This window comes from Achromobacter sp. JD417, assembly GCF_041879325.1.
Taxonomy (GTDB): domain Bacteria; phylum Pseudomonadota; class Gammaproteobacteria; order Burkholderiales; family Burkholderiaceae_B; genus Achromobacter; species Achromobacter mucicolens.
Genome location: NZ_CP087159.1, coordinates 964,147 through 979,542 on the forward strand (window position 1 = coordinate 964,147; position 15,396 = coordinate 979,542).

Consider the following 15,396-nt stretch of genomic DNA (forward strand, 5'->3'; position numbering starts at 1 on the left):
CCTCGTTGCGCACCTTGATATTGTGAAATATGTGAGCGTCACGCGGCCGCGCTGGCCAGTTCCGCGTCCAGGTCGGCGAGCCGTTGCGGGGTGCCGACGTCGGTCCAGCGGCCGGCATGCCGCGCGCCGCGCACCTGGTTTTGGCCCATCGCCTGCCGCAGCAGCGGCGCCAGCGGCGCGGCCTGGCCGCGCGGGACGTCCGCGAACAACGAAGGATGGTAGACGCCGACGCCTGCAAAGGTCAAACGGGGCTCGCCCTGCGCCAGTACGCGCCCCTCGGCCGTCAGGACGAAGTCGCCGGCAGGATGGTGCGCGGGGTTGTCCACCAGAAGGAGCCATGCGCCGCCCTGCGTCACGAGGCCGGCGGCGTCGTGCGCGGCGGCCGGGTTCCAGTCGCACCAGATGTCGCCATTGACGACAAGGAACGGGTCGTCGCCCAGTAGGGGGAGCGCCTGGGCGATGCCGCCCGCGGTCTCCAGCGCGGTGGCTTCGGCCGAATAGCTGATGCGCACGCCGTGCGCGGCGCCGTCGCCCAACGCGCGTTCGATTTCGTGGCCGAGCCAGGCGTGATTGATGACGACGTCGCGGATGCCGGCCGCGGCCAGGCGCGCCAGATGCCAGACGATCAGCGGCTTGCCGCCGACCGGCAGCATGGGCTTGGGCAGGCGGTCGGTCAGCGGGCGCATGCGTTCGCCGCGGCCCGCGGCAAGAATCATGGCGCGCATCAGAACGTGTATCCGACGCTGACCTGGCGGTCGTCCAGGCGGTCAAGCAGGCGCAACAGCGGCGTGAAGACGCCATAGCGCTGCGCCACCTGGCGGACGTAGCCGTTCACGCGGGGAATGTGCGCCAGGTAGTGGGCCTTGCCATCGCGATGGTTCAGGCGCGCAAAGACGCCCAGGATCCGCAGGTTGCGCTGCAGGCCCATCCATTCATAGGCGCGGTGGAATTCGGCGAAATCGGCGTCTACCGGCAGGCCGGCCGCACGCGCCATTTCCCAGTAGCGGATCGCCCAGTCGAGTTGCTGCGGTTCTTCCCAGGTGGTGCGGGCATCGGTTACCAGCGACGCCAGGTCGTAGGTGATGGGACCGGCCAGCGCATCCTGGAAGTCGATGACGCCCGGGTTGGGGCCGTATTGCGGCTGGTCGCAGACCATGAGGTTGGGCGAATGGAAATCGCGGTGCACCAGCACCTGCGGCTGCCCGGCGTTGCTGGCCGACAGCAGGGCGAAGATCTTTTCCATCGCATTGGCCGTCTTGTCGTCCAGCGTCACGCCGTGGTGCTTTTGCACGTACCACTCGGGGAACAGCTTGAGCTCGTCGGCCAGCCGCGTGCCGTCGTAGACACCCAGCCCGGCGGTCGAGGCCTGTTGCAGCTTGACCAGGGCGGCCAGCGCCTCGCGGTACAGCGTCTGCAACTGGGCGTCGTCCAGGCCGTCCTGGATGCGCTGGTAATAGGTTTGTTCGCCCAGATCGGACAGCAGCAGCAGGCCCTGGTCCAGGTCCTGCGCCAGCACGGCCGGCACGTTCAGCCCGGCGTCCGCCAGCAGCTTGTCCACATGCAGGAACGGGCGGCAGTCCTCGTGCTGGGGCGGGGCGTCCATGACAATCAGGGTCCGCGATCCCGCGTCCAGCCGGAAGTACCGGCGAAAGCTTGCGTCAGCCGACGCGGGGCGCAGCGTCTCCACGGCCAGGTTCAGGGCAGGGGGCAGGCCTTGCAGCCAGTTGCGCACCTGCGCCAAGCGGGGGTCGTGATCGTTTTTCAAGGAAGATCCGTGTCAGAAGGGCAAAATTGGGGAATTTTCGATTTGGCGAACATAAGGCTGGGCGTTGTTCGCGGCTTCTCTATAATACCGGCTCGTTTCCGTCAGCATTGGCGCCGCGTGGGCGTCTCTGTGCGGCTCTCCCATGGTCATAAAGGGCTGTTTTCATTCGTGCGCAAGGTTCCGTGGTTGATCCTCTCCGTAGTCAGCGTCGCCGCCGGAGCCGCCCAGGCTCAAAGTAGCCCGGGCGCCGCTGCTTCCGCGCCGTCGGTCACGTCAACCCCGCAATTGCGCACCTCGCCTGGCCTGCGCATGCACCGGTTGCCCGACGAGAGCATTCCCGCTTTCATGGAAGCGGACACGATTTCGGGCGATCCCGACTACGAGCTCAACCTGACCGGCAACGCGCAGGTGCGCCGCATCGACGGCGTGATCAAGGGCGACGCGATCAATTACCGCAAGGACACCGGCAAGGTCGACGTCCGCGGCAATGCCCGCATGATGCGCGATGGCACCCTGGTCACGGGCCCGTCCGCCACGTTCAACGTGGACCGGTATTCCGGCGAGGTCGAAAAGCCCAACTTCTGGCTGGGCGCCACCGGCGGCTTTGCCGTCGCCGACCACGCGGACATTTTCAGCAAGTCGCAGATGCGGCTGCACACGGTGACGTACAGCGGCTGCCCGTGCGAAAACCCATCCTGGTACATCAAGGCCAATTCGGTCGACATCGACTTCGACGAAAACGAAGGCGTGGCCCGCGGCGGTGTCCTGTACTTCAAGGATGTGCCGATCCTGGCGTCGCCCTACATGACCTTCCCGGTCAAGCGCGAACGCAAGTCCGGCTTCCTGATCCCGACCTACGGCACGACCAGCCAGGGCGGCTTCGACATTTCGATTCCGTACTACTTCAACCTGGCGCCCAATTACGACCTGACGGTGCAGCCGCGCTACTTCTCCAAGCGCGGCACCCAGCTGGGCGGCGAGTTCCGCTACCTGGGTTACGGGTACAGCGGCATTATGGACGGCACCTACCTGCCCAATGACGACGTGACGGGCAAGGACCGCTGGATGTACTGGTGGCGCCATCAGCAGCAGTTCTCGCACGGTTTCTACGCCGACTGGGATATCGCCAAGGTCTCGGACGACAATTACTTCCGCGACATTTCGCAGCTGGGCCTGAACCAGGCCTCCACGACTTACCTGCCGCAACGCGGCCGTGTGGGCTGGGTCTCCAACTACTGGAGCGCCTACGCGCAGGTCTACAAGTTCCAGACGCTGCAGGATCCCGATGCGCCGCTGGTCCCGCCGTACAACAAGGAACCCGAGATCTACCTGCGCGGTTCGCGGTACGACGTCGGCGGCTTCGACCTGGACTGGACCTCGACCGCGGTGCGCTTCAGCATGCCGGAGTACGGCGCGGCGTTGCGAGCCCCCGATGGCGACCGCTTCCAGACCTATCCCACGATCTCGTATCCGATCGTCCGCCCCGGCTGGTTCATCACCCCGAAGGCGGGCGTGAACTACACGTCGTATCAGACCAAATGGTATGGCGTGGATGCGCAGGGGCTCAATGGCGGCACAGCCAATGGCCTGCCGCGCTCGCAGTCCCGCACGGTGCCCATCCTGTCGCTGGATTCGGGCCTGATCTTCGAGCGCGACACCACGCTGTTCGGCAAATCGTCCACGCAGACGCTCGAACCGCGTCTGTACTACCTGTACGTGCCGTACCGCGACCAGTCCAAGATTCCCGTCTTCGACACGTCGCTGGCTGACTTCAGCTTCACCCAGGCATTCGAGGAAAACATCTACTCGGGCGGCTGGGACCGTATCGCCAACGCCAACCAGCTGACCGCGGCCCTGACGACGCGCTGGCTCGATGCCGACAGCGGTTTCGAGCGCCTGTCGGTGGGCGTGGCGCAGCGTCTGTACTTCGAAGACCAGAAAGTCACGCTGCCGCTGGAAACCCCGCGCACGGACGTGCGTTCCGACTTCCTGGTGGGCGTCAGCGCCGCGTTGACCGATACGCTGAACACGGACCTCGCCGCGCAGTACAACCCCTACGACAACAATTGGTCGCGCGGGCTCATCAGCGCGCGCTGGTCGCCGCAGCGCCTGACCACCGTGGCGGTGGCCTACCGCTACCAGCGCGATCCGCAGCCGGGCGTGTTCTACCAGCCGCAGGGCCAGAACCAGGTCAGCCTGGCCGTTCAATGGCCATTCAGCAAGCGGTGGTACGGTGTGGGCCGGGTTGACTATTCTTTGCGTTCCGGACCGTCCAGTACGATTGCCAATACGACGGAATCCCCGCGCGTGACGCAGGCCATCGCCGGCCTGGAGTACAAGGGCGACTGCTGCTGGGTGGGCCGCATGGTCTACCAGCGCTACGCTGTATCGGCGGCGGACACCAATTCCGCGCTGTTCTTCCAGCTTGAGCTCACGGGCCTGGGTTCCCTCGGAACCGACCCCATGAGCCTGCTGAACAGAAGTATCCCCGGTTACACGCGCGTCACGCCGCCCGCGCAGGCCGGGACCACATTTGAAAGGTATGAATGATGCGTAGGTTGCACTCTTTGCGCCGCCTCTCCGGCAACGCGCTGCTGCTGGCCCTGTGCGCCGGCTTGCCCGCCGCCCATGCGGCCGAGCAGACCAGCCGCGGCGCCAACAGCGCCAAGGCCGCTCCCGCCGCGCAGAAACAGGACGCGCCGGCGCCCAAGGGCGAGCAGTTCGTGGACGGCATCGCCGCGATCGTCGACAAGGACGTGATCACGCTGCGCGAACTGCGCGACGCCTCCCAGCGCGTTGCTGGCGAATTGAAGTCGCGCGGCATCCAGGTGCCCGATGACCAGACGCTGCAGCACCAGGTGCTCCAGCGTCTCATCATGGAACGCGTGCAGCGCCACGAAGCCGACCGCCTCGGCATCCGGGTTGACGACAAACAGATCGACACCGCCATCCAGGCGATCGCCTCGCGCAACAAGATCACGGTGCAGCAACTGCGCCAGGAACTGGAAAAGTCCGGCACGACCTGGGAAAACTACCGCAAATCGTTGCGCGACGAGATCCGTTCGGATCGCCTGCGCCAGCGCGCGGTCGACTCGACCATCGTCATTTCCGACGCGGAAGTCGACGCCTTCCTGAAAGACCAGCGCCGCAACCCGGCTTTTGGCGCGGCGCCTGCGCAGGCGGCGCAAGCGCAGCCTCAGGCGCAACCGCAGCCCGCGCCCGAGCAGGCCGCCGCGCCCGCCGGCCCGATGCTTTACGCGCTGGCTCAGATTCTGGTGCGCGTGCCGGAAGGTTCGTCGCCCGACCAATTGGCGCTGCTGCGCAAGAAGGCCGAAGGCCTGCTGGCGCAAGCCAAGCGCGGCGACGATTTCGCCAGCCTGGCCGCGGCATCGTCCGACGGCCCCGAGGCGCTGCAGGGCGGCGTCATGGGCGTGCGCCCGCTGGACGGTTGGCCTGACCTTTTCGTCAAGGCCATCAGCAATCTGCAAAAGGGCCAGGTCAGCCAGCTGATCCAAAGCGGCAATGGCTTTCACATCATCAAGGTGATGGACCGCGGCACCGCCCAGCCCGCGCCCGGCCGCACGGCCCGCGCCCCGGCGCCGCAAGCCGCGCCGCAACCGGCGCCTCAGCCGGCCGCACGCGAGCAGGCGCCCCAGGGTCCGACGCAGGTCATCCAGACGCGCGCCCGCCACATCCTCATCAAGACGTCGACCGTCATGAGCGATGATCTGGCCCGCCAGCGGCTGGAGCAGGTTCGCCAGCGCCTGGTCAATGGCGCCGCCACGTTCGAGGAAATGGCGCGCCAGTATTCGCAGGACGGCAGCGCGCCGCAAGGCGGCGAGCTGGGATGGCTGAACCCGGGTGAAACCGTGCCGCCGTTCGAGGCCGCAATGAACGCGCTGCAACCTGGCGAAATCAGCCAGCCCGTGCAGTCGCCGTTCGGCTGGCACCTGATCCAGGTGGAAGAGCGCCGCGAGCACGACGCGACCGACGACCTGGCGCGCATGCGCGCCCGCCAGACGCTGTTCGAGCGTCGCGCCCAGCCGGCCTTCGAAGACTGGCTCGAGCAGCTGCGCGCACAAGCGTACGTCGATAACCGCTTCGAGAAGCAGCAGAAAATTCAGCAGAACAACCGCTAAACGCATTACGGGCTTTTCATGTCTCAACACCAGGCGCGCAAGCGCTTTGGCCAGAACTTCCTGACCGACGACAGCGTCGTCGAGTCCATCGTCCGGGCGGTTGCGCCCGCCCGCGACGATGCCGTGGTCGAGATCGGACCTGGCTTGTCCGCGCTGACGCGGCCGCTGCTCGAACGGCTGGACCATCTCACTGCGGTCGAAATCGATCGCGACCTGGCCGCCCGGCTTCGCAAGCAGTTCGACGCATCACGCTTGACGGTGGTCGAGGCCGACGCGCTGACGGTGGATTTCTCGCAGTTTGGCGGCGCGCTGCGCGTCGTGGGTAATCTGCCCTACAACATTTCCAGCCCGTTGCTGTTCCACCTGATGACGTGGGCCGACCACATCCGCGATCAGCATTTCATGCTGCAGCGCGAAGTGATCGACCGCATGGTGGCCAAGCCCGGCTCGGGCGACTTCAGCCGCTTGTCCGTGATGCTGCAATCGCGCTACCGGATGCACAAGCTGTTCGACGTGCCGCCCGAGGCCTTCGATCCGCCTCCTAAGGTCGTGTCGGCGATCGTGCGCATGGTGCCGTTGCCGGCGGACCGCCAGAGGCCCCTCAGCGAGCGCGCTTTCGAAACCGTGGTGGCCCGCGCCTTTTCGCAGCGCCGCAAGATGCTGCGGCGGGTGCTGGCCGACTGGGCCGCGCAAGTGCCTTGGGAAGCGCTGGACATCGCGCCCACCGCGCGCGCCGAGGACATTTCGGTGGACCGCTACATGCGTCTGTCGGATGCGCTGGTCGAAGCCGGGGTGTTGGCGCGGGAGTGATGTCTTTTCGGTATGGCAAGGCAGTGCAAAAAGGCCCCGCGGGGCCTTTTTGCATTTGGGTGCTGGGAGCGTGAGACGGTGTCAGACACCCAGGGGACATGGGCGTCAGCCTGTGACGGCGGTTCAGCGGGTTGCCCCTGGCGCCCGATCACAGCATGCGTTTCTGCGCGGCCATCCACAGCTGCATCACGTCGCGTGCCCGGTCGGCAAGCAGGCGCTCGGCGTCGGCCAAGGCCTGCTGCAATGTGATGGGGCCGGGGGCCAGGCTGAATGCGGCGCTGATGCCGCAGGTGTGCAGGGCCTCGTAGCCTTCGCCCAGGGAGCCGGCCAGCGCCACGACGGGAACGCCCGCGCGCTGGGCAATCCGGGCCACGCCTGCGGGCGTCTTGCCGCGCAGCGTCTGTGCGTCCATCCGGCCTTCGCCGGTGAATACCAGCGTTGCGCCTTCCACGGCGTCGGCCAGACCGCCCAGCTCTGCGACGATCTCCACACCCGGCCGGAAATGCGCGTTCAGGAACGCCTTGGCGGCAAAACCCAGGCCACCGGCGGCGCCCGCGCCAGGGGCGTCGCGGTGGTCGGCGCCGAGGTGCTTTGCGCACACGTCGGCGAAGTGACTCAGCAGGGTGTCCAGGGTCTGCACCTGTTCCGGCGTCGCGCCCTTTTGCGGCCCGAACACGTGCGACGCGCCATGCGGGCCGCACAAGGGATTGTCGACGTCGGAGGCGATGTCGACGCGCACCTGGGCGAGCCGCGGGTCCAGGCCATGCGTGTCGATGGAGGCAAGTTGGCCCAGCGCCCCGCCGCCCGGCGGCAGGCTGTTGCCGCCGGCGTCCAGCAGCCGCACGCCCAGCGCCGTCAGCATGCCGGCGCCCGCGTCGTTGGTGGCCGAACCGCCCAACCCCAGGATGATGCGCTTGGCGCCCGCGTCCAGCGCCGCGCGCATCAGCTCGCCCACGCCGTGGCTGCTGGCGCGCATCGGGTCGCGCTTGGAAGGAGAGATCAATTCAAGGCCCGCCGCGGCGGCCATCTCGATGACCGCGGTGCCGTCGTCCAGCAAACCCCACACGGCGTCGACCTTGTGGCCGAGCGCGTCATTTACGGTGATCTGATGTTCCTTGCCGCCGGTGGCCGCGAGCACGGCTTCGACGGTGCCTTCGCCGCCGTCGGCCATCGGGATGCACACGGTGTGCGCGCCGGGAAAGGCGGCCTTGACGCCGCGCGCAATGGCCGCCGCCGCATCGGGCGCGGAAACGCTTTCTTTGAACGAGTCGGGAGCGATGACGATTTTCACGGTCGGAAGGGGGCGCGTTAGTGATCGATGTGTCACCCATGATACCCGTGACAACGCGGCCGGCGTACCATAGCGCTTTCGTTGCTTTTGCGAGAGTGGACCGCCATGCCTGTATTGCGCCGCACAAAAATTGTCGCCACCCTGGGACCCTCGACCTCGTCGCCCGAACGTATCGACGCGCTGATCCGCGCGGGGCTGGACGTCGCACGGCTGAACTTCTCGCATGGCAGCGCGGACGATCACCGCGAGCGCGCGCGGCTGGTGCGCGAGATCGCGGCCAAGCAGGGCCGCTTCGTCGCGATCATGGGCGACCTGCAAGGGCCCAAGATCCGCATCGCCCGCTTTGTCGACAAGCTGGTGCAATTGCACGTGGGCCAGCCGTTCACGCTGTCGCGCGTGCATCCCAAGGATGCGGGCACGTCCAGCATCGTGGGCATCGACTATCCGGAACTCGTGACCGATTGCCGCGTGGGCGACGAGCTGCTGCTTGATGACGGCCGCGTCGTGCTGGTCGTGGATCGCGTCGAAGGCGACGAAGTCCACACCACTGTCACGGTGGGCGGTCCGCTGTCCAACAACAAGGGCATCAACCGCCGCGGCGGCGGCCTGTCCGCGCCCAGCCTGACCGACAAGGATCGCGTCGACATCAAGCTGGCCGCCGAAATGGAGCTGGACTACGTGGCAGTGTCGTTCCCGCGCTATGGCAGCGACATCGACGAGGCCCGCACCTTGCTTGCCGAGGCCGGCAGCCAGGCATGGATCATCGCAAAGATCGAACGCGCCGAGGCAGTTGCCGACGACGAGGCCCTGGATGCGCTGATCCGCGCAAGCGACGGCGTGATGGTGGCGCGGGGCGACCTGGGCGTGGAAGTGGGCGACGCCGAGCTGGTGGGCATCCAGAAGCGCATCATCCAGCACGCGCGCACGCTGAACAAGGTCGTCATCACCGCCACGCAGATGATGGAATCGATGATCTCCAGCCCGATGCCCACCCGCGCCGAAGTCTCCGACGTGGCCAACGCGGTGCTGGACTACACCGACGCCGTCATGCTGTCGGCTGAAAGCGCCTCGGGCCAGTATCCGGTCGAAACCGTGCAAGCCATGGCGCGCGTGTGCCTGGGCGCGGAAAAGCATCCCACGTCCACGAAGTCGCATCACCGCATGGGCGAGACCTTCACGCGCTGCGACGAAACCATCGCGTTGGCGGCCATGTATGCCGCCAACCATTTTCCCGGCGTCAAGGCCATCATCGCGCTGACCGAAAGCGGCCACACGCCGCTCATCATGTCGCGCATCCGCTCGGGCGTGCCCATCTATTGCTACAGCCCGCACAGCGTGACGCAAAACCGCGTGACGATGTTCCGCGGCGTGTACACGATTCCGTTCGCGCCGTCGGACTACGATCCGGCCGATCTTTCCAACGCCGCCATCGACGAGCTGCGCAAGCGCAATCTGGTGCAGACCGGCGATTGGGTGATCCTGACCAAGGGCGATTTCTATCGCGACAGCGGCGGCACCAACGGGATGAAGATCCTGCTGGTGGACTGAAGCAGGGCGCCTAGCCGAAGAACCAGTAGCAGACGCCGATCGCGGCCAGCACCCCGGCCAGGTCGGCGATCAGCGCGCATCCGACCGCATGCCGAGCGCGCAGAATCCCCACCGACCCGAAGTACACCGCCAGTACATAGAAGGTGGTCTCGGTGCTGCCTTGCACCACCGCGGACAGCAGCGCCGGGAAGCTGTCGACGCCGAAGTGCGTCATGGTCTCCAGCATCATCGCGCGCGCCGCGCTACCCGAGAACGGCTTGACCAGCGCGGTGGGCAGCGCGTCCACGAAGCGCGTGTCCCAGTTTGCCTGCTGCGCCAGCCAGCGGATGCCATCCAACAGGAAGTCCAGCGCGCCGGACGCGCGCAGCACGCCCACGGCGCACAGCATCGCCACCAGATACGGCAGCAGGCTCTTGGCGATATCGAACCCTTCCTTGGCGCCTTCGATGAAGGCCTCGTACACAGGCACTTTTTTCCACGCGCCGACGACCAGAAACGCCAGCAGGATGCCAAACAGCGTCAGGTTGCCCAGCAGCGAAGACAGCGACGCGATGGCAGCTGCCGACATGCTGGCCAGAAGCGCCATGAATCCGCCCAGCAGCAGCGCCGCGCCGCCCAGCCACAGCAGGATGACCGGATCGGCCAGTCGCAGCCGCTGGCACAGCGCGACCGCCAGAAAGCCGGCCAGCGTGGACGCGCTGGTGGCCAGCAGAATGGGCAAAAAGACCAGCGTGGGATCGGGCGCGCCCTGCTGCGCGCGGAACATGAACAGCGTGACGGGCAGCAGCGTCAGCGACGACGCATTGAGCACCAGGAACAGGATCTGCGCGTTGGTGGCAGTGTCCGGCTTGGGATTGAGCGCTTGCAGCTCGCGCATGGCGCGCAAACCGATGGGGGTGGCGGCGTTGTCCAGCCCCAGGCCATTGGCCGCGAAGTTCAGCGTGATCAGGCCGATGGCTGGATGATTGCGCGGCACCTCGGGCATCAGGCGCGCGAACAGGGGGCCCAGGACGCGCGCAAGCTTTTCGACCAGGCCTGCGCCCTCGGCGATGCGCAGGAAACCCAGCCACAGCGTCAGCGTGCCAAAGAGCAGCACCATCACGTCCACGGACACGCGCGCCATGTCGAACAGGCTGGCGACCATCTGGCGAAAGACTTCCGGGTCCCCGATGACGAGCCAGCGGTACAGCGCGGCCGCGGCAGCGGTAAGGAAGAAGCCAAGCCAGAGTTTGTTCAGCATGCGGACGTGCCCGGACAGCGGTTGATTGCGCATCTGCGCGGCGACGCCCATTGTCGCAGAGTCGGTAAGCCGCAGCTTGGCCGGGCCGCGCCAATTCTGGTACTTTGGCCCGATACGTCTTGTAGCGAACAACAGGGGGACCCATGGATTTCAACGCCTGGCGCCGGCGCCGCATTTCGGAACCCGCATATCGCTGGGCCCGCAATGCCATGCCGGCCATGTCGGCCACCGAACGCGAAGCCATCGAAGCCGGCGACAGCTGGTGGGACGCCGACCTGTTCACGGGCAATCCCGACTGGCGCAAGCTGCTCAGCGTGCCGTCGGCCACGCTGACGCCGGATGAACAGCGCTTCATCGACGGTCCCGTGCGCGAACTGTGCGGCATGCTGGACGAATGGGATATCTCCTGGAACCGGCGCGATCTGCCGCCGCACGTCTGGGAATACCTCAAGACGCAGCGTTTCTTCGGCATGATCATTCCGCGCCGCCACGGCGGCCTGGGGTTCTCGCCCTATGCGCACTCCGAAGTGGTGCGGCGCATTTCCGCCTATTCCATCACGGCGGGCGTCACGGTCATGGTGCCGAACTCGCTGGGGCCGGGCGAACTGCTCATGCAGTTCGGCACGCAGGCGCAGCGCGATTACTGGCTGCCACGGCTTGCCGACGGCCGGGAAGTCCCGTGCTTTGGCCTGACCAGTCCCGAAGCCGGCTCGGATGCGGCCTCGATGGTGGATACCGGCGTCGTGTGCCGCCAGGTCGTGGATGGGCGTGAGCTCATCGGCATCCGGCTCAATTGGCACAAGCGCTACATCACGCTGGGGCCGGTGGCCACGGTGCTGGGGCTGGCGTTCAAGATGTCGGACCCAGACGGTATTCTGGGCGGGCCCAAGGATATCGGCATCTCGGTGGCGCTCGTTCCCACCGACGCGCCCGGCGTCGAGATCGGCCGGCGCCACCTGCCCGCCATGCAGGTGTTCCAGAACGGGCCCAACTCGGGCCGCGACGTTTTTGTGCCGCTGGATGCGCTGATCGGCGGCGTCGAGCGCGCCGGGCAGGGCTGGCAGATGCTGATGAGCGCACTGGCCGCCGGGCGCGGCATTTCGCTGCCGTCGCTGTCTGCCGCCGCCGCGGCGATGTGCGCGCACACCACCGGCATGTATGCGCGGGTGCGCGAGCAGTTCGGCATCCCGATCGGCAAGTTCGAGGGCGTGCAGGAGCGGCTGGCCAGTCTGGCCGGCAACGCCTATCTGGTCGAGGCCGCGCGCCGCCTGACCTGCGCCGCGCTCAATCAGGGCGTCAAGCCTGCGGTGGTGTCCGGCATCATGAAATACCACGCCACCGAGCGCATGCGCGTGTCGGTGAACGACGCCATGGACGTGCACGCGGGCCGCGCCGTCATGGACGGCCCCAGCAATTACCTGGGCTCCCTGTACCGCGCCGTGCCCATCGCCATCACGGTCGAGGGCGCCAACATCCTGACGCGCAATCTGATCATCTTCGGGCAAGGCGCCATTCGCGCGCATCCCTATCTGATGCCGGAGATCCTGGCGCTGGGCAACCCCGACGAGGAACGCGGCATCGAGGTCTTCCACGATGTCTTCTGGCGCCATCTGCGCCACGCGGGCATGAACACGCTGCGCGCGATCGGCCGCGCGTGGACGGGCGGCATGCTGGCGCCCGCGCCGGCCTCGGGACCGGTGGCGGGTCATTACCGCCGGCTGGGCCGTTATGCGTCGGGCTTCGCGCTGCTGGCCGACGCCACGCTGGCGCAACTGGGTGGGGGCCTGAAGCGCCGCGAAATGATCTCCGCGCGCCTGGGCGACATCCTGTCCGAACTCTATCTGCTGTCCGCGGTGCTAAAGCGCTGGGAAGACGAGGGGCGCAAGCACGATGACCTGCCGCTGGTGCGCTGGTGCATGGCGCAGGGTTTCGCCAGCATCGAGAAGAGCATGGATCAGGTGCTGCGCAACTTGCCGGTCAAGGCGCTGTCCTGGGCGTTGCGGGCGGCCATCCTGCCGCTGCGGCTGGCCAAGGGGCCGGACGACGCGCTCACGCGGGAATGCGCCGAATTGCTGCTCAAGCCGTCGCCCACGCATGTGCGTCTGGCGGCCGACCTGCAGCGCGAGCCCGGCGAGGATCCGCTGGGCCTGTTGACCCGCGCCTTTGCGCTGGCCGATGCGGTGCAGCCGATCCGCGACCGGTTGCGCCAGTCCAACGTGCGCAACTGGCGCGAGGCGCATCAGCGCGGCGCCATCACGGACGCGCAGGCGGCGCAGCTCGAAGCCGCGGAAGCGACGGTGCTGAAGGTATTGCAGGTGGATGATTTTGCGCCCCAGGCGCTGACGCCGCCGGGCGAAGGGGCGCCGGTTCAGGCGCAGGAACAGAAGCCGGAGCCGCAACCGCAGGCGTCCCAACAGCCGGAGCCGCCGCAGCAACCGCAGCCGCCGCAGCAGCAGGAGGACGAGCCCCCCGCTGCTGCGAAGCCCGGCGAGAACGCCTAGTCGTCCTGATTCGGGTCCATGCCCGGGAACAGGATTTCCGTGAAGCCGAACTTCGTGAAATCCTGGATCCGGGACGGATACAGGCGGCCGATCAGGTGGTCGCATTCGTGCTGAACGACGCGTGCGTGAAAGCCTTCGGCCTCGCGCTCGATCAGCTGGCCATACGGATCGCGGCCGCTGTAACGGATATGGCGGTAGCGCGGCACCAGGCCGCGCAGTCCCGGCACCGACAGGCAGCCTTCCCAGCCGTCTTCCATCTCGTCCGAAAGCGGCGTGATGACCGGATTGCACAGGATCGTCTGCGGCACCGGCGGCGCGTCGGGATAGCGGTCGTTGCGGTCGAACCCGAAGATCACCAGTTGCAGGTCCACGCCGATCTGCGGCGCGGCCAGGCCCACGCCCTGCGCGGCCGCCATGGTTTCGAACATGTCGTCGATCAGGGCGTGCAGCTCAGGCGTGTCGAAACGGTCGACCGGGGGCGCCACGCGCAGCAGCCGCGGGTCGCCCATTTTCAGGATGGGATGGATCATGGCTGGCGTTCCGCTCAGTCCTGGCGGTCTTTCTTCTGGATGAATTCGATCTTGTAGCCGTCGGGGTCTTCCACGAAGGCGATGACCGTCTTGCCGTGCTTCATCGGGCCGGCCTCGCGGGTGACCTTCCCGCCGCGCTCCTTGACCTTGTCACAGGCTTCGTAGGCGTTGTCGACTTCCAGGGCGATGTGGCCGTAGCCGTTGCCCAGGTCGTACTTGTCGGTGTCCCAGTTGTGGGTCAGTTCGATGACGGCGCCGTCGACTTCGTCCTGGTAGCCGACGAAGGCCAGCGTGAACTTGCCGTCCGGATAGTCGTTGCGGCGCAGAAGGCGCATGCCCAGCACGTTGGTGTAGAAGTCGATGGACTTGTCGAGGTTGCCGACGCGCAGCATGGTGTGGAGCAGACGCATGGGAGAATTCCTTAAGCGATGAGAGGTTGGGGGAAGCGCTGGGGGGTTCCGGCGCGTTCCCGGGAGATTCCGATGTCGCGCAGCGCGCCGCCCATGGCGTCGACCGCCTGCCGCATCTGGCCGGCGCCAAAGGCGCCGATGCAGCCGACCCGGAACGTGGGTTCTTCGGTGTTGGTGAAGTTGCTGATCACATAGCCGCGCTGCTTGAGCGCGTCCACGAAGAGCTGCAGGTGCCAGGTCGGCGCATCCGGCGCGCGGACGTTGACGACGATGGGGCCTTGCAGCTCGGGCGGCAGGTATGGGGTCAGGCCAAGATCGATCACGCCATCATAGAGCGTGCGCATGTTGGCCGTGTAACGCGCCAGACGGGCCTCGCGGCCTTCCTGGCGGAACAGTTCCAGCGCCACGGCCAGCGCGGCCAGCGTGGGCGCGGCGGGTGTGAATCGCGGGCCCGCGTTGGGCGCCAGGGTGTGCTGGTAGATGTCCGCCAGGTCGAGCGACCAGCTGCCCGCATTGCCGCGGGCGGCATCCAGGCTGTCACGGCGCGCGACGACGAAGGCGGCGCCCGGCAGGCCTTCCAGGCATTTGTTGGCGGTCAGCACCACGGCGTCGACCGCGGGCAGGGCGCGCAATTCAAGCGGCAGCGCGCCGAACGCCGACACGGCGTCGATGATCACGCGGCGTCCCAGCGCATGGGCGATGCGGGCAAGATGGGGCACGTCGTGGCAGATGCCGCTGCCGGTTTCGCTGTAGACCAGCGCCAGGTGCGTGAGCGTGGGGTCGCGTTCCAGGGCGTCGGCCACGGCCTGCGGATCCACGCGCTCGACGGCGCCCACCGATAGCGGCACGGCGATGCGGCCGGCCTCGGCGGCCAGCTTTTGCAGGCGGGCCGCGTAGGCGCCGGTGGACGGGGCCAGCATGCGGCCGCCGGGCGGCACGAAGGTGCGGATCGCGGCCTCGACGGCAAAGTGGCCGCAGCCCGGCAAGGCCAGCGCCACGTGCTCGTCCGCGCCGGCCTGCGCAATCGCCAGCACGCCGTCGCACACCTGCCGGTACAGCGTGCGGAAATCGTTGTCCCACGGCGCGTAGTCCTGCGCCATGGCGGCCTTCACCCGCGCGTCGGTGGTGACCGGGCCCGGAATCAGCAGCAACATTTCGATTC

Annotated in this window: 12 protein-coding genes; 5 read left to right on the forward strand and 7 right to left on the reverse strand. The window is 67.2% G+C overall.

Annotated features, from left to right (window positions below; translation table 11 throughout):
- Positions 1–38: 38 nt before the first annotated feature.
- Both murU and LN047_RS04445 read right to left on the reverse strand, forming a co-directional pair.
- Positions 39–725, reverse strand: coding sequence for an N-acetylmuramate alpha-1-phosphate uridylyltransferase MurU (gene murU / locus LN047_RS04440; RefSeq protein ID WP_373981199.1), 687 nt, complete (start codon positions 723–725; stop codon positions 39–41).
- The gene (locus LN047_RS04445) at positions 725–1,765 is read right to left on the reverse strand and encodes a phosphotransferase (protein WP_179690986.1); all 1,041 of its coding nucleotides are present in this window, start codon (positions 1,763–1,765) and stop codon (positions 725–727) included. The genes murU and LN047_RS04445 overlap by 1 nt, the downstream gene beginning before the upstream one ends.
- Positions 1,766–1,933: 168 nt before the next feature.
- On the opposite strand from LN047_RS04445, the gene LN047_RS04450 reads away from it, so the two are divergent.
- Genes LN047_RS04450 through rsmA form a run of 3 tightly spaced genes read left to right on the forward strand, consistent with a single transcriptional unit; the run spans position 1,934 to position 6,714 of the window.
- Positions 1,934–4,315 (forward strand): LPS-assembly protein LptD, encoded by a 2,382-nt coding sequence (locus tag LN047_RS04450; protein WP_152383488.1) that lies wholly within the window; start codon positions 1,934–1,936, stop codon positions 4,313–4,315.
- Positions 4,312–5,904: a peptidylprolyl isomerase gene (locus tag LN047_RS04455; RefSeq protein WP_373981200.1), complete on the forward strand. Its 1,593-nt coding sequence runs from the start codon at positions 4,312–4,314 to the stop codon at positions 5,902–5,904. The genes LN047_RS04450 and LN047_RS04455 overlap by 4 nt, the downstream gene beginning before the upstream one ends.
- 18 nt (positions 5,905–5,922) lie before the next feature.
- Entirely contained in the window at positions 5,923–6,714 is a 792-nt protein-coding gene (gene rsmA / locus LN047_RS04460) for a 16S rRNA (adenine(1518)-N(6)/adenine(1519)-N(6))-dimethyltransferase RsmA (protein WP_373981201.1), read from the forward strand.
- Positions 6,715–6,862: 148 nt separating this feature from the next.
- Here rsmA and LN047_RS04465 read toward each other — a convergent pair whose 3' ends face one another.
- On the reverse strand, positions 6,863–8,005 hold the full coding sequence (locus LN047_RS04465; RefSeq protein ID WP_056320900.1) for a glycerate kinase: 1,143 nt from the start codon (positions 8,003–8,005) through the stop codon (positions 6,863–6,865).
- Between the two features lie 105 nt (positions 8,006–8,110).
- On the opposite strand from LN047_RS04465, the gene pyk reads away from it, so the two are divergent.
- Positions 8,111–9,553 carry a pyruvate kinase gene (gene pyk, locus LN047_RS04470; protein WP_062841680.1) on the forward strand — a complete coding sequence of 481 codons (1,443 nt, stop codon included), beginning with the start codon at positions 8,111–8,113 and terminating at the stop codon, positions 9,551–9,553.
- 10 nt (positions 9,554–9,563) lie between these two features.
- Here the strand turns inward: pyk and LN047_RS04475 are convergent, their stop codons facing one another.
- Complete coding sequence (locus LN047_RS04475) at positions 9,564–10,793, reverse strand: nucleoside recognition domain-containing protein (RefSeq protein WP_373981202.1); 1,230 nt, start codon at positions 10,791–10,793, stop codon at positions 9,564–9,566.
- A 143-nt stretch (positions 10,794–10,936) separates the two neighbouring features.
- Here LN047_RS04475 and LN047_RS04480 point away from each other — a divergent pair, with 143 nt between their 5' ends.
- Positions 10,937–13,294 (forward strand): acyl-CoA dehydrogenase, encoded by a 2,358-nt coding sequence (locus tag LN047_RS04480; RefSeq protein WP_373981203.1) that lies wholly within the window; start codon positions 10,937–10,939, stop codon positions 13,292–13,294.
- Here LN047_RS04480 and def read toward each other — a convergent pair.
- The 3 genes from def to LN047_RS04495 are packed head-to-tail and all read right to left on the reverse strand — an operon-like array spanning position 13,291 to position 15,388.
- Positions 13,291–13,824 carry a peptide deformylase gene (def, locus tag LN047_RS04485; protein WP_152383492.1) on the reverse strand — a complete coding sequence of 178 codons (534 nt, stop codon included), beginning with the start codon at positions 13,822–13,824 and terminating at the stop codon, positions 13,291–13,293. The genes LN047_RS04480 and def overlap by 4 nt on opposite strands.
- Positions 13,825–13,838: 14 nt before the next feature.
- On the reverse strand, positions 13,839–14,234 hold the full coding sequence (gloA, locus tag LN047_RS04490) for a lactoylglutathione lyase (protein ID WP_063955180.1): 396 nt from the start codon (positions 14,232–14,234) through the stop codon (positions 13,839–13,841).
- Between the two features lie 11 nt (positions 14,235–14,245).
- A complete protein-coding gene (locus LN047_RS04495) occupies positions 14,246–15,388 on the reverse strand; it encodes a 2-aminoethylphosphonate--pyruvate transaminase (protein ID WP_373981204.1) in 1,143 nt (380 codons plus the stop codon).
- Positions 15,389–15,396 lie beyond the last annotated feature (8 nt).